24 protein-coding genes are annotated in these 23160 nt (G+C 65.7%); 9 read left to right on the forward strand and 15 right to left on the reverse strand.

Annotation, left to right across the window (positions count from 1 at the left end; all coding sequences use genetic code 11):
• From QW861_RS11130 to QW861_RS11145, 4 genes are all read right to left on the reverse strand, one after another.
• Window positions 1-1170, reverse strand: coding sequence for a M20 aminoacylase family protein (locus QW861_RS11130; protein WP_315711520.1), 1170 nt, complete (start codon window positions 1168-1170; stop codon window positions 1-3).
• A gap of 161 nt (window positions 1171-1331) precedes the next feature.
• A complete protein-coding gene (locus tag QW861_RS11135) occupies window positions 1332-1880 on the reverse strand; it encodes a phosphohydrolase (RefSeq protein WP_315711519.1) in 549 nt (182 codons plus the stop codon).
• 37 nt (window positions 1881-1917) lie between these two features.
• The gene (locus QW861_RS11140; RefSeq protein ID WP_315711517.1) at window positions 1918-2220 is read right to left on the reverse strand and encodes an antibiotic biosynthesis monooxygenase family protein; all 303 of its coding nucleotides are present in this window, start codon (window positions 2218-2220) and stop codon (window positions 1918-1920) included.
• Window positions 2221-2288: 68 nt separating this feature from the next.
• Window positions 2289-3512, reverse strand: coding sequence for a GGDEF domain-containing protein (locus QW861_RS11145; RefSeq protein WP_315711515.1), 1224 nt, complete (start codon window positions 3510-3512; stop codon window positions 2289-2291).
• Between the two features lie 390 nt (window positions 3513-3902).
• Between QW861_RS11145 and QW861_RS11150 the strand changes: the two genes are divergently transcribed.
• A complete protein-coding gene (locus QW861_RS11150) occupies window positions 3903-6002 on the forward strand; it encodes a LamG-like jellyroll fold domain-containing protein (protein WP_316193067.1) in 2100 nt (699 codons plus the stop codon).
• Window positions 6003-6098: 96 nt separating this feature from the next.
• Here the strand turns inward: QW861_RS11150 and rpsI are convergent, their stop codons facing one another.
• The 3 genes from rpsI to QW861_RS11165 form a co-directional block, all read right to left on the reverse strand.
• Window positions 6099-6581, reverse strand: coding sequence for a 30S ribosomal protein S9 (gene rpsI / locus QW861_RS11155; protein ID WP_172109671.1), 483 nt, complete (start codon window positions 6579-6581; stop codon window positions 6099-6101).
• 1 nt (window position 6582) lies between these two features.
• Window positions 6583-7047: a 50S ribosomal protein L13 gene (gene rplM, locus QW861_RS11160; RefSeq protein ID WP_315711511.1), complete on the reverse strand. Its 465-nt coding sequence runs from the start codon at window positions 7045-7047 to the stop codon at window positions 6583-6585.
• A gap of 158 nt (window positions 7048-7205) precedes the next feature.
• Window positions 7206-7634, reverse strand: coding sequence for a PaaI family thioesterase (locus QW861_RS11165; protein ID WP_315750870.1), 429 nt, complete (start codon window positions 7632-7634; stop codon window positions 7206-7208).
• Between the two features lie 70 nt (window positions 7635-7704).
• Between QW861_RS11165 and QW861_RS11170 the strand changes: the two genes are divergently transcribed.
• The 3 genes from QW861_RS11170 to QW861_RS11180 all read left to right on the forward strand — a co-directional run bounded on the left by QW861_RS11170 (window position 7705) and on the right by QW861_RS11180 (window position 10859).
• Window positions 7705-8526 (forward strand): enoyl-CoA hydratase, encoded by an 822-nt coding sequence (locus QW861_RS11170; protein WP_315750868.1) that lies wholly within the window; start codon window positions 7705-7707, stop codon window positions 8524-8526.
• A gap of 239 nt (window positions 8527-8765) precedes the next feature.
• Window positions 8766-9350, forward strand: a complete 585-nt coding sequence (locus tag QW861_RS11175; RefSeq protein WP_315750866.1) for a CoA-binding protein — start codon at window positions 8766-8768, stop codon at window positions 9348-9350.
• A gap of 225 nt (window positions 9351-9575) precedes the next feature.
• The gene (locus tag QW861_RS11180; RefSeq protein ID WP_315750864.1) at window positions 9576-10859 is read left to right on the forward strand and encodes an O-acetylhomoserine aminocarboxypropyltransferase; all 1284 of its coding nucleotides are present in this window, start codon (window positions 9576-9578) and stop codon (window positions 10857-10859) included.
• A 330-nt stretch (window positions 10860-11189) separates the two neighbouring features.
• On the opposite strand, the gene QW861_RS11185 is transcribed toward QW861_RS11180, so the two are convergent.
• Window positions 11190-11462, reverse strand: coding sequence for a hypothetical protein (locus tag QW861_RS11185; RefSeq protein WP_315750862.1), 273 nt, complete (start codon window positions 11460-11462; stop codon window positions 11190-11192).
• A gap of 240 nt (window positions 11463-11702) precedes the next feature.
• On the opposite strand from QW861_RS11185, the gene QW861_RS11190 reads away from it, so the two are divergent.
• Window positions 11703-12041 (forward strand): hypothetical protein, encoded by a 339-nt coding sequence (locus tag QW861_RS11190; protein ID WP_315750861.1) that lies wholly within the window; start codon window positions 11703-11705, stop codon window positions 12039-12041.
• 111 nt (window positions 12042-12152) lie between these two features.
• Here the strand turns inward: QW861_RS11190 and QW861_RS11195 are convergent, their stop codons facing one another.
• Window positions 12153-12785 (reverse strand): RraA family protein, encoded by a 633-nt coding sequence (locus QW861_RS11195; protein ID WP_315750859.1) that lies wholly within the window; start codon window positions 12783-12785, stop codon window positions 12153-12155.
• 130 nt (window positions 12786-12915) lie between these two features.
• Here QW861_RS11195 and QW861_RS11200 point away from each other — a divergent pair, with 130 nt between their 5' ends.
• Window positions 12916-13815: a LysR family transcriptional regulator gene (locus QW861_RS11200; protein WP_315711504.1), complete on the forward strand. Its 900-nt coding sequence runs from the start codon at window positions 12916-12918 to the stop codon at window positions 13813-13815.
• Window positions 13816-13987: 172 nt separating this feature from the next.
• Window positions 13988-14896 carry an amino acid ABC transporter substrate-binding protein gene (locus tag QW861_RS11205; RefSeq protein WP_315750858.1) on the forward strand — a complete coding sequence of 303 codons (909 nt, stop codon included), beginning with the start codon at window positions 13988-13990 and terminating at the stop codon, window positions 14894-14896.
• A gap of 175 nt (window positions 14897-15071) precedes the next feature.
• On the opposite strand, the gene QW861_RS11210 is transcribed toward QW861_RS11205, so the two are convergent.
• The 4 genes from QW861_RS11210 to QW861_RS11225 all read right to left on the reverse strand — a co-directional run bounded on the left by QW861_RS11210 (window position 15072) and on the right by QW861_RS11225 (window position 17643).
• On the reverse strand, window positions 15072-15308 hold the full coding sequence (locus tag QW861_RS11210; RefSeq protein ID WP_315750857.1) for a transcriptional regulator: 237 nt from the start codon (window positions 15306-15308) through the stop codon (window positions 15072-15074).
• Between the two features lie 109 nt (window positions 15309-15417).
• Window positions 15418-15618: a hypothetical protein gene (locus QW861_RS11215; protein WP_315738305.1), complete on the reverse strand. Its 201-nt coding sequence runs from the start codon at window positions 15616-15618 to the stop codon at window positions 15418-15420.
• Between the two features lie 4 nt (window positions 15619-15622).
• On the reverse strand, window positions 15623-15916 hold the full coding sequence (locus tag QW861_RS11220; RefSeq protein WP_315750855.1) for a BrnT family toxin: 294 nt from the start codon (window positions 15914-15916) through the stop codon (window positions 15623-15625).
• Window positions 15917-16554: 638 nt separating this feature from the next.
• On the reverse strand, window positions 16555-17643 hold the full coding sequence (locus QW861_RS11225) for a COX15/CtaA family protein (protein ID WP_315755012.1): 1089 nt from the start codon (window positions 17641-17643) through the stop codon (window positions 16555-16557).
• Window positions 17644-17744: 101 nt separating this feature from the next.
• On the opposite strand from QW861_RS11225, the gene QW861_RS11230 reads away from it, so the two are divergent.
• Window positions 17745-17966, forward strand: coding sequence for a DUF2842 domain-containing protein (locus tag QW861_RS11230; RefSeq protein ID WP_315711497.1), 222 nt, complete (start codon window positions 17745-17747; stop codon window positions 17964-17966).
• On the opposite strand, the gene QW861_RS11235 is transcribed toward QW861_RS11230, so the two are convergent.
• Window positions 17967-19028, reverse strand: a complete 1062-nt coding sequence (locus QW861_RS11235) for a polysaccharide deacetylase family protein (RefSeq protein ID WP_315755015.1) — start codon at window positions 19026-19028, stop codon at window positions 17967-17969. It lies immediately after the preceding gene.
• Window positions 19029-19303: 275 nt separating this feature from the next.
• On the opposite strand from QW861_RS11235, the gene QW861_RS11240 reads away from it, so the two are divergent.
• On the forward strand, window positions 19304-20536 hold the full coding sequence (locus QW861_RS11240) for a GNAT family N-acetyltransferase (protein WP_315755017.1): 1233 nt from the start codon (window positions 19304-19306) through the stop codon (window positions 20534-20536).
• On the opposite strand, the gene QW861_RS11245 is transcribed toward QW861_RS11240, so the two are convergent.
• Window positions 20533-22836, reverse strand: coding sequence for a lipopolysaccharide biosynthesis protein (locus tag QW861_RS11245; protein ID WP_315755019.1), 2304 nt, complete (start codon window positions 22834-22836; stop codon window positions 20533-20535). The genes QW861_RS11240 and QW861_RS11245 overlap by 4 nt on opposite strands.
• Window positions 22837-23160: the final 324 nt, after the last annotated feature.

Genomic DNA, 23160 nt, shown 5'->3' on the forward strand with positions numbered 1-23160 from the left:
TCAGCCGGCCGGCATCGCGGTCTCGACCAGCTTGGCCCAATAGCTGATGCCGTGCGGGATCACGTCGTCGTTGAAATCATATTCCGGGTGATGCACGCCGGCCCCATCGCCGATGCCCATGAAGACGAACGCGCCGGGCCGCGCCTGCAGCATGTAGGCGAAGTCCTCGCCGCCGAGCCGGGGCGGCATGTCGGTGATGACCTGTTCCGGCCCGACGACGCTGCGCGCCACGTCGGCCGCGAACGCGGTCTGCTCCGCATGGTTGATGACGACCGGATAGCCCCATTCGTAGTCGATTTCCGCCTCCACGCCCATGCCGCTTGCGAGCGCCGTCACCAGGCCCTTGAAGCGTTCGTCCATCAAGCGGCGGATGTCCTCATCGAGCGTGCGCACGGTGCCGCCGATGACGGCGGTCTGCGGAATGATGTTGTCGGCGGTCGTCCCCGCGTGAAAGCGCGTGATCGACAGCACCGCGCTTTCGACCGGATCGACGTTGCGCGCCACGATCGTCTGCAGCGCGGTCACGATCTGCGCGCCGGCGATGATCGGATCGACGCATTTGTTCGGCCGGGCCGCATGGCCGCCAAGCCCCTTCAGACGCACCTCGAAGGTGTCGGCAGCGGCCATCACCGCGCCGGTGCGCGTCGCGACCGTTCCGAGCGGCAGGCCCGGCGCATTGTGCAGGCCGTAGACCTCCTCGATGCCGAAGCGCTCCATCAGGCCATCCTCGACCATCGCACGGCCACCGGCCCCACCCTCCTCGGCTGGCTGGAAGATGACGATGGCCGTGCCGGCGAAGTTGCGCGTCTCGGCGAGATAGCGCGCCGCGCCCAGCAGCATCGCGGTGTGGCCGTCATGGCCGCAGGCGTGCATCTTGCCGGGAATGGTGGACTTGTGCGGGATGTCGCTGACCTCCTGCAGCGGCAGCGCGTCCATGTCGGCGCGCAGGCCGATCACCCGCGGCGACGACTCGCGGCCGCGGATGACGCCGACGACGCCGGTCCGGCCGATGCCGGTGACAACCTCGTCGACACCGAACGAGGTCAAGAGCTCGGCGACGCGCCCGGCCGTCCGATGCACCTCATATTGGAGCTCGGGATGCTGGTGGAAATCGCGGCGCCAGACCTTGGCGTCTTCCGCCAGCTCGGCGGCGCGGTTGATGATCGGCATGACGGAGTTCCAGAAAATGAGGAGCACGTCATGGCGACGCGCATGTCATCCCATTGCATGTCGGGCCACGGCAAAAGACAAGCGCTATCAGCACATGCGATGCTGCGCAGCCTGCATTGCCGCGGCGACGCGGCCGCGCGAAACGCCTGAGCCGATCCTGCTTATGATCGAAGGCCGCGCAGCTCGCGCGCGAGGTTGGCCCGCGCCTTCTGGTCGAGCGCAGCGGCAAAGCCCGCATCTGGATAGATCACGGGGCGCCGCGCGAACCGCTCCAGCACCGCCGCGCGCCCGGCGCGGTAGGCGTCGTCCGGCACATGCGCATATTCGCGCCGGATCGCATCCGCGTAGACGTCGTAGCTGGCCTCGTCGGCGCCGAGAATGGCGAGATCGATCGAGACGAGCAGCGCGCCAAGCCGATCGTCGGGCGCGACATGGTGCGTCCGGGTCAGCCGGATCAGGCGTCCGACCTCGTCGCGCAGCTCGGGCGCGACGTGACGCTCGGCAAGGATGGCGCTCTGCTCTTCATTGTCGGACCGCGTGGGATCATACACGGCGTCGTGCCACCAGATCGCCAGCGTCAGGACCTCGCGCTCGCGGACGCTGAGGTCCGCGACGCGATCGAGCTGGTCCAGGCAATCCTGGACGTGGCGAAGATCGTGGTAGTGCCGTCCCCCGGCAGAGTAGGCTTCGACCAGATCGTCGTGCGTCATGTTGTGTTCCGTGGCGGAGCAGCGCTGACGCGCTGCCTCAGCCGGCCGAGGTCAGGACCGTCTCGGTGTGCTCGACATCCGGAGGATTGGCAAAATACTGCCCGACCAGGCCACGCCATTCGGTGAAGTTCTCCGAGCCGCGGAAATCGACCGTGTGGTTCTCGAGCGTTTCCCACTTCACCATCAGGCGGTAGCGCTGCGGCTTCTCGATCGATTTGTGCAGCTCGAAGCCGTGAAAGCCCTTGGAGCGGCCGAAGGCGGCGCGTGCTTTCGCGACCGCGGCCTCGAAATCCTTCTCCGTGCCCGGCTTGACGTCGATCTGGGCGATTTCCGTGATCATGTTCTGTCGGCCTCCCCTGGTGTGGGCCGCTTGTCTAGCCCAGACCTCGGGAGAGCGAAAGCCGCACCTCAGCTGGACAACACCGCCTCTCCCGACTGCGGCAGGCTGGCAGCCGCGGCAGCGCGCTGGCGGCGGTAGCGGTCGAGCGACAGCGGCAGCTCCGCCGAGGCCTCGACCCGGTTGCGACCGGAGCGCTTGGCCTTGTAGAGCGCGGTATCGGCGGCCGCGAGCAGCACGTCGAGATCGGTCCCGCCCGGCCCGCCGGCAACGCCGATGCTGACGGTGGTATCGACCGGCTTGTCCTCGCACACCACGCCGGAGGCCGCGAACGCCTCGCGGACACGCTCGGCGGCGACCATGGCCTCTTCGATGGAACAGGGCAGAAGTGCTGCGAACTCCTCGCCGCCGATCCGGCCCGAGAGATCGGTGAGGCGTAGATTGTTGACCACGACGTTTGCGAACAGCTTCAGGACCTCGTCGCCCTCGGCGTGACCGAAGCGGTCGTTGATCGACTTGAAATGATCGATGTCGAAGATCAGCACGCTGACCGGGCGCTGCTCGCGCGCCTCGCGCTCGATCAGCTGCGCGCAGGACTCGGCAAAGCCGCGGCGGTTGAGCAGGCCCGTCAGCGGGTCGGTGGTCGCCGCGCGCTTGTGGGCGCTGACGATGCGCTCGGACACCAGCATGAAGATCACGAACACGGTGCCGACCGCATACAGCACGAGTTCGATCGAGAAGATCGTGACCCAGGCGGCGGCGAAGGCGCCGTCGGAATCGCGCAGCATGTTGCCGAGCAGGATCGGCAACATCAGCACGAAGCCATGCATCACCGGTACGATCAGCGCCGGCCAGCGCTTGTGCAGGGTCCGCCGCCGCTCCTGCCACAGCTCGGCCGCGGTCAGCATGGCGTAGATCACGACGATCGCTGCGCCGATCGTCAGCCGCAGCGCCTGCGCCGACGCATCGAGCAGCATGCCGCTGGCGATCCAGACCGTCGCGCCGAGCACGAGCCCGGGCACGCTCGCCGGCTTGCCGTGGAACACGCGCGCGGCGTTCCACACCATGGCGGTGGCGATCAGGCCGATGGAGCTCAGGAACAGCGACACCACCTCGCCGTAGAGCTCGCCGATCAAGGTCCACAGCGCGATCGCGACCGCGCCGAGGACGTAGGCCGCGCCCCACCAGCGCAGCGCCGGCGTGTTCTCCTGCCGGCCGAAGTGGAGCAACATAGCGCCAAGCAGCGCTGCGACCATGGTCGCTACGATGTCGAGCGTCATGCTATCAAGCGCCATCGATCACCTCGCTTGCTGCGGCGGCGCGGAAATTCAGGGTTAGCGCGGCCTTATCGCGATCAACCTAGCGGGCGGTTTGTTGGAAAGAGGTTTGCCTGGGATACCAAGTTTTCTCGAAAAGCTCGGCACAACTCGTCAGCAAATTGCTGCGCAAGAAATCTGCAAACAGGATTCAAAAATGCCGGGGCAATCCGCGCGACCGCCCGCCCTGATTGTACACGGCACAGCGTCATTCATTGATAGTTGTGCGCCCCATCGTGCGGAATCAATGGTTTCCCGTCCTGCGGCGAACACTCATCGAAACGATAAGAAACCTTCTCAAATTTGAGATCATCTCTCCCTAACACGTCCCGACCGCGGCGCGATCCGCCGCTCGAGGTGGGGACAAGGATGTCTTTCGAAGACGATTCATCGAACAACAAGGCGGCCGCAGGCGATCATCCGGCGCGCGACCCGCAGCCGGCGCAGGGCGTCGATCGCCGCACCCTGCTGCGCAATGCCATGGGCGTCTCGGCGCTCGGCCTCGGCGCCAGCCTGCTGCCCGGCCAGGCGGCGCACGCGCATTGGCGCATGCACCATCACCATCGTCACGTCACGACCAGCTTCGCGCTCGCCGTCCTTCCCGATACGCAGTTCTACTCGCGCTATGCGACGTCAGAAGAAGGCCAATCCTATCAGCGCCAATATGGCAGCACGCCCTACCCCGCGCAGACGCAGTTCATCGTCGACAACGCAGCGAAGTACCACATCCCGTTCACGATCCACCTCGGCGACGTCGTCGACCAGTCCAAGCATCCGCAGCAATGGGCGGTCGCCGATGCCGCGATGAAGCTGCTGGAAAATGCCGGCCGGCCCTATTCGGTGCTAGCCGGCAATCACGACGTGCTGTCGGCGCTGGAGTTCGAGAGCGCGGCGAGCCAGGGCGCGGGCACCGATGCGCAGCGCGCTTCATCCGAGCCTTATCTCACATGGTTTCCGACGAGCCGCGCCGCGAAGCAGCGGACCTTCCTGGAGCGGCATCCGAGCGGCTGGCACGAGGCGCATGTGTTCCATGCCTGCGGCGTCAGTTTCATGGTGCTGTCGCTGTCGTGGCGCGCCTCGGACGATGCGATCGCCTGGGCGCGCAGCATGATCGCGCGGCATCCGATGCTGCCGGTGATCCTCGCCAATCACCAGTTGCTGAACATCGCCAATGACGGCACGAGCCCGCTCGAGGTCGCCTACGGCCAGTACCTGTGGGAGAAGCTGATCCGCAGCAACGACCAGATCTTCATGACCCTGAACGGCCACTATCACGGTGGCGCGCTGCTGACGAAGATCAACGACTTCCACAACCCCGTCCACCAGATGGTGGTCGACTATCAGATGGCCTATCAGGGCGGCAACGGCCTGATGCGGCTGTACGAGTTCGACTTCACGGCCAACAAGATCGACGTCGCCTCGTTCTCGCCCTGGGTGGTCGAGAAGCCGAAGGACAGCCTGAAGCAGTTCGACCGCGCCTGGCTGTCCGAGGACAATCACGCGTTCTCGATTCCCATCGACTTCCGCCGGCGGTTTTCACGCTTCACCAATTTCTGCCATCTGCCGGCCTTCGCCGGCACGCCGATCCTGCCGCGCCTCAAGCAGGATCTCTACGTCAACTACACCGAGGCGCCCGAACCGGTGGTGGTGCCGCCCGCGAACGAGCAGGACTATCCGCTCGTGGCCGAGACCGTTGCGCATTGGCGGATCACGTCGTCGGCGATCGGCAAGGCCGTGGCCGCCGGCACCGCGCTGTCGGACCTCACCGCCGCCAACCCGATGCAGCGCGCCACGCTGGCGGGTGCCGCCCAGGTCGCCGACGTCGTCTTCACAGCCGACAAGCATCGCCTGTCGTCGGCGCCGGGCAGCGTGCAGTTCCTCAACACGACCAAGCAGGGCGCCGGCCGCTTCAGCTGGTTCACGACCGCGGCCAACGCGCCGATCAACGCGGCAACGCTCGCATCCGGCTACACCGTCGAAGCCTTCATCAAGATCGATCCGAACTGGAAGGCCGCCGACCACGCCTGGTGCAACATCCTGACCCGCTTCGGCAACCGCGGCTGGCTGCCGGGCTACGCCGGCGGCGATCCGGAATCGCCGCCGATCCTGTTTGCGATCTCGAACCTGCGCGAGGTGCAGTGGGAGATCGTGCCGTCGAGTTCGACCCGGCAGCCGCAGACCGACTGGTCCGGCGAGATCATGCTCGACACCTGGTATCACCTCGCGATCGTCAACGATCCCGCCGACAATTCGACCGTGCTCTACATCGAGGGCGCGCCGGTCGTGCGCAGCGTCATCGGCGGCAACGGCATCGCCTCGACGGCCGCGTCGCAGCCCTGGGCACTCGGCTGCGGCTGGTGGGACCGCGCGCCGTCGGACGGCTTCATCGGCAGCATCGGCGAGGTCCGCGTGGTGTCGAAACCGCTGGCGCCGAGCCAATGGCTGACCGCGCGCCGCGCCAGCGCCTGACCCGCGCAAGCCTGCGTCAAAAGCAAGACGGGCGCCCGCGAGGGCGCCCGTTCGTATTTGAAGCTGATGGATCCGGACGGAGCCGGAGCCAGGCGATCAGCGCTTCGAGAACTGGAAGGAGCGGCGGGCCTTGGCCTTGCCGTACTTCTTACGCTCGACGACGCGCGAGTCGCGGGTCAGGAAGCCGCCCTTCTTGAGGACGCCGCGCAGCTCCGGCTCGAAATTCGTCAGCGCCTTGGACAGGCCGTGACGGACCGCACCGGCCTGGCCGGACAGGCCGCCGCCGGCGACCGTGCAGATCACGTCGTACTGGCCCTTGCGGGCAGCGACGACCATCGGCTGCTCGATCATCATGCGAAGCACCGGACGGGCGAAGTAGACCTCGATGTCGCGGGTGTTGACGGTGACCTTGCCGGAGCCCGGCTTGATCCAGACGCGGGCGACCGCGTCCTTGCGCTTGCCGGTGGCATAGGCGCGGCCGAACTTGTCGACCTTCTTCTCATACTTCGGAGCGTCGGGAGCCGTGACGGCCCCCTTGAGCTGCGACAGCTGATCGAGAGACTGGATGCTTTCGGCCATCTTATGCGGCCCTCGTGTTCTTGCGGTTCAACTTGGCGATGTCGATCTTCTCGGGGTTCTGCGCTTCGTGCGGATGATCGGGTCCGCCATAGACACGCAGATTGCCCATCTGCACGCGGCCGAGCGGCCCGCGCGGGATCATGCGCTCGATGGCCTTCTCGATCACGCGCTCGGGGAAGCGGCCCTCGAGGATCTGGCGCGCGGTGCGCTCCTTGACGTGGCCGACATAGCCGGTGTGCTTGTAGTACACCTTCTGCTCGCGCTTGCGGCCGGTCAGCACGGCGTGCGCGGCATTGACGATGATGACGTTGTCGCCGCAGTCGACGTGCGGCGTGTAGATCGGGAGGTGCTTGCCGCGCAGCCGCATGGCGACCAGCGTGGCGAGACGGCCGACGACCAGACCCTTGGCGTCGATCACGACCCACTTCTTCTGGACCTCGGCCGGCTTTGCCGAAAAGGTTTTCATGAGAGATATCCGTGACAGGGAGAATGCGGCGCGGGTGACGCACCGAACTGGTCGCAGCTTCTAGAGAAGCGGCCTGCATTCGTCAACGCCATCGGCGTCAAATTAATGCAACAAAAACAGCAGCTTGCAAATATGGTGCAATAATACCCTCGAAAACCCTACGCATTCGGAATGGAATAGGTCGCCGTGACATGGGCGATCGGATCGGGCGATTCCCCTGACAGCAGCATGACTTCGCCGACCGCGAGCCGCTTGCCGAGCTTGAGCAGCCGCGCCTCCGCCAGCACATCGGCGCCGGCCGCGCCCTTGCGCAGGAAGTTGATGTTGAGATTCGTGGTCACCGCAAGACCGACCGGACCGATCGCCGACAAGAGCACCACGTACATCGCGAAATCGGCCAGCGCCATCAATGTCGGCCCGGAGACGGTGCCGCCGGGGCGCAACATGCGCTCATTGAAGCGCTGGCGCATCCGGCAGCTCTTGCCGTCGGCGCTCTCGATCGAAATGTCACCGCCGGTGCGGAACGCCTGGGGAAATTCCGCGTGCAGGAACGCTTCCAGCTCCGCGATGGTCATCTTCGCCGTCATCTCTCCCCCTGCTCTCGTCGTTGCTCATCTGTTACATTAGCTGCATCGATGCGCCCATATGGAAATCGCAATGTCCGTCCCTGCCCTCGCCGACGCCGCCGATACGCCGATTCTGTTGCGCGAGATGGCGGGCCCCGTCGCCGTGCTCACGCTCAACCGCCCGGCACAGCGCAACAGCCTGTCGGAGCCGCTGATCGCAGAGCTGCATCGGGCCCTGGCCGAGATCGGCGCCGACAAGGCCGTGCGCGCCGTGGTGATCGCAGCGAATGGCCCTGCGTTCTGCGCCGGCCATGACCTCAAGGAACTCACCGCGCATCGCAGCGAGGCCGACCGCGGCCGCGCCTTCTTCGCCCGGCTGATGAACGCCTGCAGCGCGATGATGCAGGCGATCGTGCATCTGCCCAAGCCGGTTGTCGCGTCCGTGCAGGGCATCGCCACCGCCGCCGGCTGTCAACTGGTCGCGAGCTGCGATCTCGCCGTCGCCTCCGAGCGCGCCTCGTTCGCCACGCCCGGCGTCGACATCGGCCTGTTCTGCTCGACGCCGATGGTGGCGCTGTCGCGCAACGTACCCCGCAAGCAGGCGATGGAGATGCTGCTGACCGGCGAGCCGGTTCCCGCTGTCCGCGCCCGCGAATTGGGCCTCGTCAACCGCGTGGTCACGGCCGGCACGGAACGCGACACCGCGATTGCGCTGGCACAACAAGTGGCGCGCAAATCGGCCTATACGATCAAGCTCGGCAAGGAGGCATTCTACCGCCAGGCCGAGATGAGCCTTGCCGACGCCTATCGCTATGCGGCAGAGGTGATGACGCAGAACATGCTCGCCCGCGACGCCGAGGAAGGCATCGGCGCCTTCATCGAGAAGCGGACGCCGAATTGGCGGGACGAGTGAAGCTCGCCCTGCTCTCTCCTTCGTCATTGCGAGCGCAGCGAAGCAATCCAGAGTCCCGCTCGAGCCCCTGGATTGCTTCGTCGCAAGTGCTCCTCGCAATGACAGAAACTGAAACTGGCTCGTCATTCCGGGGCGCCCGGAGGGCGAGCCCGGAATCCATAACCACGATCGGGAGTATGGATTCCGGGCTCGTGCTGCGCACGCCCCGGAATGACAATAACTAATAGAAGCGTCCCGCCATGAATCACGACACCTATCCCGACGACTACATCCGCGGCATTCTCAACGGCGTGAAGGTGATCGCGATGGTCGGCGCCTCGCCGTCGGAGATCCGGCCGAGCTTCTTCGCCTTCAAATATCTGGTGCAGCGCGGCTACGACATGATCCCGGTGAACCCCGGCCATGTCGGCAAGAGCCTGATGGGCCGCCCCTTCGTCGCCTCGCTCGCCGACATTGGCCGCCCGCTCGACATGGTCGACATCTTCCGGAGCTCGCAGCACATCATGCCCGTCGTCGACGAGGCGCTGAAGCTCTCACCTTTGCCGAAGGTGATCTGGATGCAGCTCGGCGCGCGTGACGATGCGGCGGCCGAAAAGGCCGAGGCCGCTGGACTGAAGGTCGTGATGAACCGCTGCCCCAAGATCGAATATGGCCGGCTGTCGTCGGAGATCTCCTGGATGGGCGTCAACTCGCGCACCATCAGCGCCAAGCGCGCGCCGATCCCGACCCAAGGCATGCGGCTGTCGCTGAACCGCACCAGCGTCGGCGGCGGCACGACGGCCGCGGCCGACCGCGCCGCGAAGAACAGAAGCGATCCCGCCTGACGCATCTGCGAAAGGAACGTGTCGCGACGACGGCGCGACACAGCAGCGCATTTCAAATCGGAGCGATCGGCGCCGGCAGCCTTGACGCCATCCTGGCCGCTGGCAAATGTCCTCCGCCGGGATGACGCGGAGGCGCACGATGCGCGCTATCGACACCGTCTCCCATCATCGATCCCTGCGCCAGCCGGCGCCGGCGCGCAACGGATCAAGCCAAGAGGAAACACCATGACCGAACGTCCCCCGGGATTTGCCACCCTTGCCATTCACGCCGGCGCCCAGCCCGACCCGACCACCGGCGCGCGGGCGACGCCGATCTACCAGACCACGTCGTTCGTGTTCAACGATGCCGACCACGCCGCCTCGCTGTTCGGGCTGCAGGCATTCGGCAACATCTACACCCGCATCGGCAACCCGACCAACGCCGTGCTGGAGGAGCGCGTCGCCGCGCTCGAGGGCGGCACCGCCGCGCTTGCCGTTGCCTCGGGCCATGCCGCGCAGGTCGTGGCGCTGCAGCAGTTGCTGTCCCCCGGCGACGAGTTCATCGCCGCGCGAAAACTCTATGGCGGCTCGATCAACCAGTTCACGCATTCGTTCAAGAGCTTTGGCTGGAACGTGGTGTGGGCCGACACCGATGACGTCGCGAGCTTCGAGGCGGCGGTGAGCCCACGCACCAAGGCTGTATTCATCGAGTCGATCGCCAATCCCGGCGGCACCATCACCGACATCGAGGCGGTCGCGCAGGTGGCGCGCAAGGCGGGCGTGCCGCTGATCGTCGACAACACCTTGGCCTCGCCCTATCTGATCCGCCCGATCGATCACGGCGCCGACATCGTCCTGCACTCGCTGACCAAGTTCTTGGGCGGCCACGGCAACTCGATCGGCGGCGTCATCGTCGACGCCGGCACCTTCGACTGGGCCGGCAGCGGCGACAAATACCCGATGCTGACGCAGCCGCGTCCGGAATATCACGGCATCCGGCTCCACGAGACGTTCGGCAATTTCGCCTTCGCCATCGCCTGCCGCGTGCTGGGCTTGCGTGATCTCGGACCGGCGTTGTCGCCATTCAACGCCTTCATGATCCTGACCGGCATCGAGACCCTGCCGCTGCGCATGCAGAAGCACTGCGACAACGCCAAGGCGGTCGCCGAATATCTCAGCAAGCATCCCGGCGTGGCCTCGGTGAACTACGCCGGCCTGCCCGAGGACAAGTATTACACGTTGGCGCGCAAATACTGCCCGAAGGGCGCTGGTGCCGTGTTCACCTTTTCGCTCAAGGGCGGCTACGACGCCGGCGTCAAGCTGGTGTCGAACCTGAAGCTGTTCTCGCATCTCGCCAATGTCGGCGACACCCGCTCGCTGGTGATCCACCCGGCCTCGACCACGCACAGCCAGCTCGACGACGCGGCGAAGATCAAGGCCGGCGCCGGCCCCGACATCGTCCGCATCTCCGTCGGCATCGAGGACAAGGAAGACCTGATCGCCGACCTGGAGCAGGCGCTGAGCGCGTAAGGCGCGTTTCGCTCCACGGATCGCGCCGCGCGTCGACATGCGGCATGACGAGCGCATCTCTCACCACGTCATGGCCGGGCTTGTCCCGGCCATTCATGTCTTTGCCTCGGCAATGACGACGTGGATGCGCGGGCCGTCGCCGCGCCGAAGGGGCTTCGGCCCCGCAGGCGGGAAAAGCCCGCGCATGACGAACAACTGACAGCTGAGGCAGCAAGCGGCCCCGAAAACAAAGAGAGCGCGGGCGGCCCCCTTGGGCTTCCGCGCTCTCCTTCGTCCCACGGCCGGGCCGTTGCCGGCTTCTCGGACCGCGCCCTCGTTAACTCCAGGTGATCATCCCATCAGCTGCAACAGGCGCGCGTGCATCTGGCCGGCCAGAGGCAGCGCGGAGGCCGCGATCAGCCGGCTCGCCGACAGCGCCTGCAGGCCGGCGGCGCCCTCGTCGATGGCAGCGAGTTCAGCGTTGACTGAGCCGGTCCGTGATTTGAGATTTTGGCGCGCCGACGCCGAAAACATGATCACCGACATGCTCGAAACCTTCTGGTCTGAGACTCTGATGAAATGCAGCAGAGATTTTCGCGCCCGGACGCAGCGGCCGGGCTGCATTCGGCCGACCTTCAAAATCGCCGGCAGCAGTAAGCTTGCACCCGCAGAACTTAACAAAAGCTGAAAATGCCCGTCCTTCTACGGATGATTGCAGCCAACTGTCGGATGCCGGAAGGATTTCGTTAACCATACCCGGCTCATCCTGCCGCCCGTGGAATCGCCTTCCGGACCCGCGTGAAAGCAGCGGTGGATGTATCGCGAAGCGCCGACGCCACCCGAGCAGAAGTCGAGGAGAGCAGGATGCGAACGTTGGTGATCATGATGCTGCTGGCGGCCATCGCGGCGAACGGCGTCGTGCTCGCGGCCGACCTGCCGGCCGTCCACGACAAGATCGTGCACACCAAGGCCCGCCGCGCCGTGAGAGCGCCGCCGCCGACGGTCGTCGTCGTCAGGGACCAGGACTCGCTGATCTCCCCGATGTGGCCCTCGACGCCGCTGCTGTTCGGCCGCCAGGAGCTGCCCGGCTATTACGGCCGCGCCTTCTCCTACGACTACCAGGGTCCCTATTACGGCGGCGAAGGCTATACCAACTATATGTTCCGCCTGCCCTACGCGTGTGGCGTGTATGGGTATTGCTGAGCGGGGTGCCGTTGGCATGTAAGTAGCCCGGATGAGCGAAGCGACATCCGGGACGACGAGGACGAGGTCCCGCATACCGCCAAGGCTCGTACGGATGACCGCAATAGACGCCTATTTTGCGTAGGCACCGCCATAGCGCCCCGCGCGGATGCTCGCCAGGATTTCGGCTTCACGCTGCTCCTGCGCGCGGGCGGAGGCGAGCAGTTCGGGTGCGATCGCCGGCGCGAAAGCGACCACTCCGTCGGCGTCGGCAACCACGATATCGCCTGGCGTGACGATCATGCCGCCAATCGACACCGGCACGTTGATCGCACCCGGACCGTTCTTGTAGGGGCCACGGTGATTGACCGCACGCGCGAACACGGGGAAGTCGGACTTCATCAGCACGCCGGAATCCCTGATCGCGCCGTCGACGACGATCCCGGCCGCGCCGCGTTCCCTCGCGATGGCGGCGATGATCTCGCCGACCAATGCCCGCGTCTCGTCGCCGCCGCCATTGACGACGAGGACGTCGCCGGGCGTGATGAGATCGAGCGCGCGATGAATGAAGAGATTATCCCCCGGCGCCGTATTCACGGTCAGCGCGATCCCGGCCATCGGCGAGCCCGTATAGAATGGCCGTAGACTGGCTGCACCAGGCAACCGCTGAAGGTTGTCACTGATCACGGCCGTGGAAACGCTCTTGAACGCGGCGACGACCGCCGCATCGATCGGCGCACCAGGCTGCGCTTGTCCCTCACCCATTCTCGCTCCCCGTCTTGCACAGTCCAGAGCGTCGCCCGATAGCGACCCGCCTCGGCGGTGTAGGACTCGTCTTGAATTCAGAAAACCGATAAATGGAGATATCAATCCATCTCTTTTTTGAATGCGAAAAATGGTCACCCTGAAGCAGCTGGAAGCTTTGAACTGGATCGCGGAGCTTGGCACGTTCGAACGCGCCGCGGCCAAGCTGAACACGACGCAATCGGCGATCTCGAAGCGCATCCAGGAGCTGGAGGCCTCCGCGCGCGTTCCGCTGTTTGATCGCAGCCAGCGCGGGGCTCGTCTGACCGAACGTGGCGAGCAGATTCTTGCTCTTGGCCGACAGATGTTGGCGTTGCAGGACCAGATCCTGGAGTTGAAGGACGGCCGGCAGTCACCGGCCCGCCGCCTGCGGCTTGGGGCGACGGAGCTGTCAGCGCTGACATGGCTGCCGCGTCTGGTTTCGGCGATTCGCGAAGCCCATCCGGCGGTGATGATCGAGCCTGAAGTCGAAACCTCCCGAAGCCTCTACGATCGGCTGATCGAGGGCAGCCTCGATCTCGTCGTCATCCCGGACGTCTTCTCCGACCCGGAGGTGACGTCGGTGCGGCTTGCCGAAGTGCAGAACGTGTGGACGGCGCGCCCCGGCCTGGTCAGAGCGCGCCGGAGCCTCGATTTCGACGAGCTTGGTCATCATACGATTCTGATGCAGGGCCGTCGCTCGGGCTCCGGCCTCTTCGTCAACAAATGGCTCGCGGCCAACGGCGTCTCGTTCAAGCGCGCCATCTCGGTCGACAATCTGACCGCGCTGGTCGGGCTCGCCGTGGCCGGCCTCGGCATCAGCTATCTTCCGCAACGCTGTTTTCGTCCTCTCTTCGAGCAGAAGAAGCTGGTCATCCTGCCCGTCAAGCCGACGCTGCCGGCCGTGCCCTATGCGGCCATGTATCGCAACGACAGACCCTCGGCCTTCGCGGCCGCCGTAGCGGAGCTGGCGCGCCAGACCTGCGATTTCGGCCGTCAACTCGAAGGTTAGACCGGGCAGGTGAACCCGGCGACGACGCCCGGCGCGGCGATCCATCACCTCCAGGAATGAGAAAGAAGGCGGTTTTATCCCTTTTCATCCAGGCTGGACGCAGCGAGGCTGCATCGTCGCTGCGCGTGCAACGCTGCACGCGCGAAGAGGATTGCTGCGAGGAGAGGCTTTGATGCGCATTTGGGGACTTCTGCTGACGGCAGCGCTCGCTGCAAACGCCGCCGGCGCCGAGGAACTGACCGGCACGCTCCAGAAGATCAAGGAGACGAACAGGATATCGATCGGCTTCCAGGAATCGTCGGTGCCGTTCAGCTATCTCGACGGCAACCAGAAGCCGGTGGGCTACGCGCTCGACATCTGCGGCCGGATCGCGGATGCGGTCAAAAAGGAGCTGGGGCTTCCTGACCTCACGATCGAAACCGTTCCGGTGACGTCCTCCAATCGCATCCCGCTGATGACGAACGGCACGATCGACCTCCTGTGCGCCTCCACCACCAACAACGCCGAACGTCAGAAGCTCGTGGCCTTTGCCAATACGCACTTTCTCAGCGCCACACGCTATGCGGCCAAGAAATCGCTCTCGCTCCAGACGATCGACGACCTCAGGGGAAAGACGGCCGTCGCGATCGCCGGATCGACCAACATCGCCCAGCTGAACAAGGTCAATGTCGAACGCAAGCTCGGCATCAACATCGTTCCGGCCAAGGACCAGGCCGAGGCGTTCCTGATGCTGGAGACCGACCGGGCGCAGGCCTATGTGCTCGATGACGTCCAGCTCGCGGTCGCCATCGCGCGGTCGAAGGACCCGGCGGCGTACATGATCAGCAACGACGCATTCTCCAAGCCCGAACCTTTCGGTATCATGCTGCGCAAGGACGATGCGCCGTTCAAGGCCATCGCCGATCGCGTCACCGCCGAGCTCTATCAGAGCCCCGCCATCGACGCGCTCTACAAGAAATGGTTCGAGTCACCCGTGCCGCCGACCGGGATCAACTTCAACTACCAGATGCCCGCCGCTTTACGCGCGGCGTTCAAGTCGCCCAGCAGCAGTCCCGACCCGGACGCGTATGCGCCCGATTGAAGCTCGCGATATCCGTGCCAACGGCAACGGCGGAGACTAGCCTCATCCGCCGTGGTCGCCTGCGACGGACGGCCATCGGATATTGCCGAGATCAGCGGCGGCGTTCGAGAAGTCGTATTCGTTCTTCATTGGTTGAGAGCAGCTGTGATCTTGTTGATCCGCGCGCGCCAGTAACTCACTCCGCGACCACGACGCGCACGTCGAACTGCACGCCTGTCTCTGCCTGCAACACGCCGATCACGCCAAGCAGGTTCTCGGCCGTGGGATTGCCGGATGGCCCTAACATGCGCATCAGGCTCTTCGACGGCCGCCCGAGCGCGTTGCTCAACGCCTCGAAGCCGATCGTTGCGTTGATATACGCACGCAGGCCGGCGCGGCCGTCATCGACCTCTCCGCGCAGCAGCGCACTCACGGCTTCCTGGAACAACGCCTCGCGAAACGCCGGATCGCGGTCCGAGCGCGCCCGAACCGTGTCGCGGTCGCGAAGGCATCATGAGGTGCTCGCAGAAACTCCCAAAGAGCTATTTCGCAGCCTCGATCCGCTCAATATCCTCCTTGAGAAGCGTGTTGACCAATTCGGTCAACGATACGCCCCGCGCGCTGGCCAGCCCGGTCAGGTGATCGAGCACATCAGGCTCGAGATGCACCGGAGGCAGCATTCGCGCGCCCTTGCGAAAGAACTTGCCGCGTTCGGCGTTCGAGAAATCGTATTCATCCTTCATCGGATCACCCATTCTCGTAGGAGCGGATTTCGCGCCGGGTCGGGCGACGGACAGAAATGATGCGGATCGCTGCGCGGTCTGCCGATAGCTCCGTGTACGTATGCACGACCAGCAGTAGCTCGTGAGCAATATTGCGTCCCATCGTAACCCATCGTTCCTCGCCTGCGCCAGATCCGTCATCGAGACGCGAGAGCGCCAACGGATCGCCGAAGATGCTCATCGCCCGCTCAAACGCAACGCCATGCTTGCGCAGATTGCTCTCTGCCTTGGCCGGATCCCAATCGAACTCGAATTGCATGGTCCGCCCCACCCGGCGATGTCCGCGACACGCCACGCTTGCCAAACGACGCAAATCAGCTTATGTTCTCTTTTTGTTCCTGTCCAGCCGAGGGGCGCTTCCGGATCGTCCAGTTGCGTGGGATTGGGAATGCGGTGGACGTGGCGGGCCGTGTGCGGACGAAAGTTCGCGCGGACGAGCGGCTTGTCACGGACGGCGAAATCGCGTGGTCCTGGCGCCCCGACGCTGGCGCTAAGTCTCGTGTCGGTGCTCACGCATCGCATGAGGTGACGGGGGCAAGACAGCCCGGTCCCCGGGGAGATCGCGTATAAGCGTTAAAACCATCGCGCGGGGAAGGCCGGGTGTTTTCGGCCGTACCTGTGGTGACCGCCGCGTGCTTTTTTCTTTGCACGCGGGCCATGGGTGCCGGCCAGGCATCCGGCCTTCCCCGCGCCCTCGCGTGTTTTCGAGGGTGAAACGATCGGCAAAGCTCGGCGTGATCGCGCGCGAGGATGAAAACTGATGTCTCCACGTCATTGCGAGCGAAGCGACTTGTCCGCCGAAGCTCGAAGAGCGAAGGCGGAAGCAATCCAGAGTCCCGCGCGCGACTCTGGATTGCTTCGTCGCCTTCGGCTCCTCGCAATGACGGAAGAGAAACTCTACCCCACCTGCCCCGCAGCCACCGCCGCCTGCGGCACGGCGACAACAGCCGTACGTCGCGGCGACAGGCGCTCGGCTTGCAGCACGGCGAACGTCAGCACGATGATGGCCGTGCCCTGATGCAGCAGCGCGAGCGAGATCGGAACCAGCGCCAGCAGGGTCAAGATCCCAAGCACGGCCTGCACCAAGATCGCGGCGAGCAGCCGGTGCGCGCCGCGCACCACGTCGCGGCCGACGCCGGCACGCATCACGTCGAAGGCGTGCCAGGCTGCCAATGCCAGCAGCGTGTAGGCGGTCATGCGATGCATGAACTGCACCGTCAGGTCGTTCTCGAACAGATTGATCCACCACGGCGAATGGATCCACAGATTGGCCGCCTTCGGGATCAGGCCGCCGTCGATCTCGGGCCAGGTGTTGTAGACGAGGCCGGCGCGCAGGCCGGCGACCAGCGCGCCGAGATAGAGCTGCACGAAGGTGACGCCGACCAGCACCCAGGCCGTCAGCCGCAGCCGCGCCGGCACCTCGGCCTCCTCGCGCGGCGCGAGCCGCCGCAGCGTCCAGACGATCGACGCATAGATCAACAGCGCCAGCGAGAGGTGCGTCGCGAGACGGACCGGCGCCACCTCGGTGCGCTCCGTGAGGCCGGAGGCCACCATCCACCAGCCGACCGCGCCCTGCAGCGCGCCGAGGCCGAAGATCAGCCACAGCCTGCGGCCGAGCGGCCCGGAGACGGCGCCGCGCCACAGGAACCACAGGAAGGGCAGCAGGTAGACCATGCCGATGACCCGGCCGAGCAGCCGGTGGCTCCACTCCCACCAGAAGATGGTCTTGAATTCGTGCAGGGTCATGCCGGCGTTCATCTGCCGATACTGCGGAATGGTCTTGTAGGCCTCGAAGGCGTCGGTCCAGGCCTGCGCGGACAGCGGCGGCAGGGTGCCGGTGACCGGCTTCCATTCCACGATCGAGAGCCCGGATTCGGTCAGCCGCGTGGCGCCGCCGACCAGCACCATCAGCGCGATCAGGCCGGCGACGGCGAGCAGCCAGATGCGGATCGCGGCGAGATCTCGTGTGCGGGGAACCGTGGTCATGGACGTTGAACGCTCGATTGAACCGGGGCTGACAGGCCCTTATAATCCCGGGGAAATCGCGCGCAAGCCGCGCCGCCCCAGCCGAGGCTGACAATCCCGTCATGACGATCCGCACCCGCAAACTGATCGGCGCCGTCGCGCTGCTCCTGCTCGCCTTCGCCTGGTCGATGATGGGCATGGTGATGGCGCAATTCCCCCTGATCGCCAATTCCGGCTGGCTGCAGGCGGTGTATTACGTCGTCGTCGGCATGGGCTGGGTGCTGCCGGCGATGCCGATCGTGAGCTGGATGCTGCGCCCGGATCCGGAGCGGCAGCAGGGCTGATCAGCCGAGATCGAGCTTGGGCGGCGGCGCGGATTTTTCCCGCGGCAGGGTGATGCCGGCCATCAGCACCTTCAATGCGCGCAGCGAGCGCGAGCGGCCGTCCCAGGCGATCCGCGGCAGCATGTGCAGATGCGTGCGGCCCTCGCTCTGCACGACGCCTGGCATCGTCGAGGCCGCGCTGACGAAGCCCGCCTGCTCGGCGAGCACGACGTCGCTGCGGCGGAACGAATAGCGGTCGCCGAACGGATACGCCATGTGCCGGACCGGGCGGCGCAGCGCCGTCTCCAGCACCGCCTTGCCCATCGTGATCTCGCGCTGGGCGTCGGCATCCCGGAGATTGGCGAGCACGGGATAGTGCACGGTGGCACTGCCGATCGTGACGTTGGGGTCGGCGGCAAGACGGGCGATGTCGGCCCAGTCCATCGAGGCCTCACGGCTGAGGGCGGCGAGATCGACCGAATGGCGCGAGCAGAGGTCGCGGATCGCGATCGACAGCTCGGCCGGTGGCAGCTTGCGCAGCCACGCCGAAAGATACGCGAACAGCTCATATTTTTCGGCCGGCGTGACCACGTTGAAGCGCTGCTCACGATGATCGATCACAAGGCTGATGCGGGCCTCGCGCGCGATCACGGCCTCCAGCGCCAGCCACCAGGCTTCGCCGAGCCCATCGGGGAAGGCCGAGGGCACGTAAACGGTGAACGGCACGCCGTGGCGCGCCAGCACCGGATAGGCGTGCGTGATCAGGTCCTTCGCGGTGCCGTCGAAGCTCAGGCAGGCGAAGCGGCTGCTTTGGGGAAGGCGCACGGCGCGGTCGCAGGCCTCGTCGAGCGAGACGATGTCATAGCCCCAGCGCCTCAGCGCCCGGATCACCTTGTCGAGGAAAACGGGGGTGATCTCCGCGCATTTCAGCGGCTGGAACGCGCCCTTGCGCCGCGGGCGCACGCGCTCGAACCGCAGCACGGCGCCCGCGCCACCCGTGGCGCGCGACGCGAGCAGCGTGCCACCGCTGAAATAGGCCAGCTCGAGCCGGGCGCTGCGCAGCCACCTGTTGTCCGACGACAATTCCCGCGCCCCTTCCCCGAATCCCACTTGAAACCAGACCGTCCGCGCCCACCTGATGCGGACAGACCGTGGCGCGATCGCGTCATGATCACCGCCATCCGATGATAGCGATCGTCCGCCGTCAAGATCGCGTGGCCGCTGCCGATTTGAACAGGTCTTTGTTTGTGCCATTCCCGATTTGGGACGACGTCATTGCCATTACCTTTTGTTGAGACTTCTTTGCGAGGGTCTCCTGACGTCAAGCAACAAAATTCCACGACAACGCGAGCTGCGCGATGACCATGGCCGCCGTGATCGAGAGCCGGACGGCGCAGGCGCCCGCGCGGCGGCTGCCGTCGGGGCTCGCGCGGGTGGAGATCGTGTCCGATCTGGCTGCCGCCGAGCCGGTCTGGCGCGCGCTCGAAGTCCCCGAACATGTCTCGACGCCCTACCAGCGCTTCGATCTGCTCGGCGCATGGCAGCGCGACGTCGGCGCGCGCGAACATGCGACGCCGTTCATCGTCATCGGGCGTGATGCCGAGCAACGCCCGCTGCTGCTGCTGCCGCTGACGTTGCGGCACGCCTGCGGCGTGCGCATCGCCACCTTCATGGGCGGCAAGCATACGACCTTCAACATGCCGCTGATGGATCGCGAATTCGCCGCGCGCGCCAGCGCCGGCGATCTCGACGTCCTGCTCGCAGGGCTGCGCGATCGCGGCGGTGTCGACCTGCTCGCCTTGACACAGCAGCCGGAGCGCTGGCGCGATCTCGCCAATCCGCTGGCGCAATGGCCGCACCAGCCGTCGGTGAACGACTGTCCGGTGCTGTTGATGCCGCCGGGGGCTGCGCCGACGGCGCTGTTGTCGAATTCGTTCCGAAAGCGGCTGAAGAGCAAGGAAAAGAAGCTGCAGACGCTGCCCGGCTACCGCTACATGGTCGCGAGCAGCGACGCCGAGATCGCCGAACTGCTCGACTGGTTCTTCCGCACCAAGCCGATCCGCATGGCCGAGCAGAGGCTGCCGAACGTGTTCGCCGAGCCCTGCATCGAGGCCTTCGTGCGAAGCGCCTGTATGGCAAAGCTCGACTGCGGGCATCGCGCCATCGATATCCACGCACTGCGCTGCGACGCCGAGATCATCGCACTGTTTGCCGGCGTGGCCGACGGGGCGCGCTTCTCGATGATGTTCAACACCTACACGTTGTCGGAGAATGCGCGCTGGAGTCCCGGACTGATCCTGATGCGCTCGATCATCGATCACTACGCGCAACAGGATTTTCGTGCCCTCGATCTCGGCATCGGATCGGACGACTACAAGCGGATGTTCTGCAAGAATGACGAGCCGATCTTCGACAGCTTCATGTCGTTGACCGCGCGGGGGCGCGTCGCCGCGACGACGATGGCTGCGGTTGGACGGGCCAAGCATGCCGTCAAGCACAGCCCTGCCCTGTTCCGTCTGGCACAACAGCTGCGTGGCGCGCTGCAATCGCGCGGCGGCGCCGCCAAGGCTGACGAGAGGGCCGAAGATTAGGCGGCGACGCCGCGCGGCCCCGGCTGGTTGCGGTTGGCGCCTCCGGCCGGTGCCTTCAGCATGGTGACGGCGCCGAAACCGACCTCGCGCAGCTGCTCGCTCATCTGGCTGCGCGCCTCGGCAGCCATCTTGGGATCGGGCACGACGACGGCGCGCGCGCCCGCGGTCAGCAGCTCGGCCGGCAGGTCGGAGGCATTGCCAGCGTCGAGCAGGACGTGGTCGTAGACGCGCAACAGTGCGTCGATCGCGAGCGCGAGCCGCGGCGATTGCAGTTGGCTGCGGTCGGCGCCGGGACGGCCAGCATTGACGATGTGCAGCCGCGAGGCCTGGTCCTTGGTGATGATGGACGCGAACGATGCCTCGCCCAGCATCAGCTCGATCAGCCCGGGCGCGGCCGGATCGACCGAGACGCCCGCAAGCAGTTGCGGGCTGCCGGCGAGGTCAACCAGCACCACGCGCGCCTGCGCCGCCATGGTGCGGGCGATCGCGAGCGCAGTGGACGTGACGGCCTCGCCGCCGGCCGTGCCGAGCACGGTGACCTTGCGGGCGCCCTCGCTCGCGCCGAGCAGATCGGCGGCGAGTTGCTCGAACTCGTTCAGCGGTGGCGGCGCAGGCTTGACCGGCTCGGCCGACGGCGCCTCGGCTGGCTGCATGGCCGTGGGGGGCGGCGGTACCGAAGCCGGACGCGCGGCCTCAACCGGCGCCGACGTCGAAGGTGGTGCAACGGCCGGCGATGCGGAGACCGTACGCGGGGCGATCATCGGCTCGACCCGCGCCGCGAGCACCATGACATCGGCCATGCTGCTCATGGCCGGGGCGGCCGGGCCCACCGCACGCGGAGCCGTGAGGCGCAGCAGCTCGCCGGTGATGACCACGCCCGAGGTCAGCATCAAGGTCGCCAATGTCGCGATCAGCACGATCGGCAGCTTCTTCGGATACGCCGGCGTGTTGGACACCACCGCCCGCGAGATGATCCGCCCATCCGCCGGCGGCGTGTCGAGCGACTCACGGGTGTTCGCCTCGCGGTACTTGGCGAGATACGATTCCAGCAGGTCGCGCTGCGATTTGGCATCCCGCTCCAGCGCCCGCAACTGGACATCGAGGCCATTGGTGGAGGTGGCCTGCTTCTTGGCCTGATCGAGGCTCTGGCTCAGCATCTGCACCCGCCCGTCGGCGATGCGCGCGTCGCTGTCGAGCGAGCGGGAGATCTTGCCGGCCTCGTCGCGGATCTGGCGGTCGAGATCAGCCAGTTGCGCCTTCAGTTCCTTGATGCGCGGGTGATTGTCGAGCAGCGTCGACGACTGTTCCGCAAGTTGCGCGCGCAGGCTCACGCGCTGCTCCGACAAGCGCCGCATCAGCTCCGAATTGAGCACCTCGGACGCCTCGATCGGCTGGCCGCTCTGCAGCATCTCGCGGATCAGCCGCGCCTTGGTCTCGGCATCCGATTTCAAGGCGCGCGCATTGTTGAGCTGGGTATTGACCTCGCCCATCTGCTGGTTGGACAGCGAGGTGTTGTTGGTCCCCATGAACGAATTCGACTTGGCGCGGAACTCCTCGACCCGCGATTCCGCCTCCTCGACCTTCTTGCGCAGGCCCTGGATCTCCCCGGCCAGCCACTGGCTGGCGGACTTCGCCTGCGCCTGCCGAGCGTTCTGCTGAACAACGAGATAGCCGTCCGCGATCGAATTCGCGACCTTCGCCGCAAGCGCCGGATCCTGCGACTGGAACTCGACGACGAGGACGCGCGATTTGTCGACGGCGTAGACGGTCAGGCGTTCGTAATAGGCATCCATGACGCGTTCGTCCGGCGTCATGGCAAGCGGGTCCTTCACGAGCCCGACCATCGCCAAGACCGACTTCAGCGGCGACACGCCGCGCAGGACGGGATCAAACTCCGGCAGCTCGCCCAACCTGTTCTTCGCGATAATGTCGCGCGCCAGATCTCGCGACAGGACCAGTTGCACCTGGCTCGTGACCGCCTCGGCATCGAGTGCCGTCCGCTCTTCGGTACGCTCCCCGTTCGGCCGCACGAACACGTTCTCGCGTCCGTCGATCAGGATCCGCGCTTCGGACTTGTAGCGCGGCGTGATCATGTTGACCGCGGTGATCGACAGAACGAGAGCGAGCAGCGTCGGCAAAAGAATGAAGCCACGCTTTCGTGCCAAGGCGCGGCCGACCAGCCGGAGATCGAGATCGCCGGCCGGGCCCGGCTCCGCCGACGATGGCGAGCCTGTCACGGGTCGGACGGAGGCTCCGTCAACCTGTGTCTTCTCGCCGGCACGCCAGAACGCCAACCGCATCATCCACTCCCGCGAGACCTACGCCACGCCGCTACCATACGTGGTACAATTACACTCCATTAAGGTTGCTGACGGGTTAACCGGAGCGCCTGCAACCTCGCCCTATCGAACAATCGTCATCCTTCGCCAAATGCTGCTTGCAACACGTAGGCTTGCGCCAGATCGTCACAATGCTGGAGCGAACCTGCCCGGCAGTGACGACAAGTGAGACTTTGTTAACCATCAAGCCTCTATCGAGGTTGGAGCTATCAATATTCAGCGACGAGAGGCGCCCGTGCTTCCTCTATCCGCCAGTCGTCAGATCAGCTCGCGCAGCGACGCCTG

Origin of the sequence: Bradyrhizobium sp. SZCCHNRI1029, from assembly GCF_032487555.1 — a bacterium.
Lineage (GTDB): Bacteria > Pseudomonadota > Alphaproteobacteria > Rhizobiales > Xanthobacteraceae > Bradyrhizobium.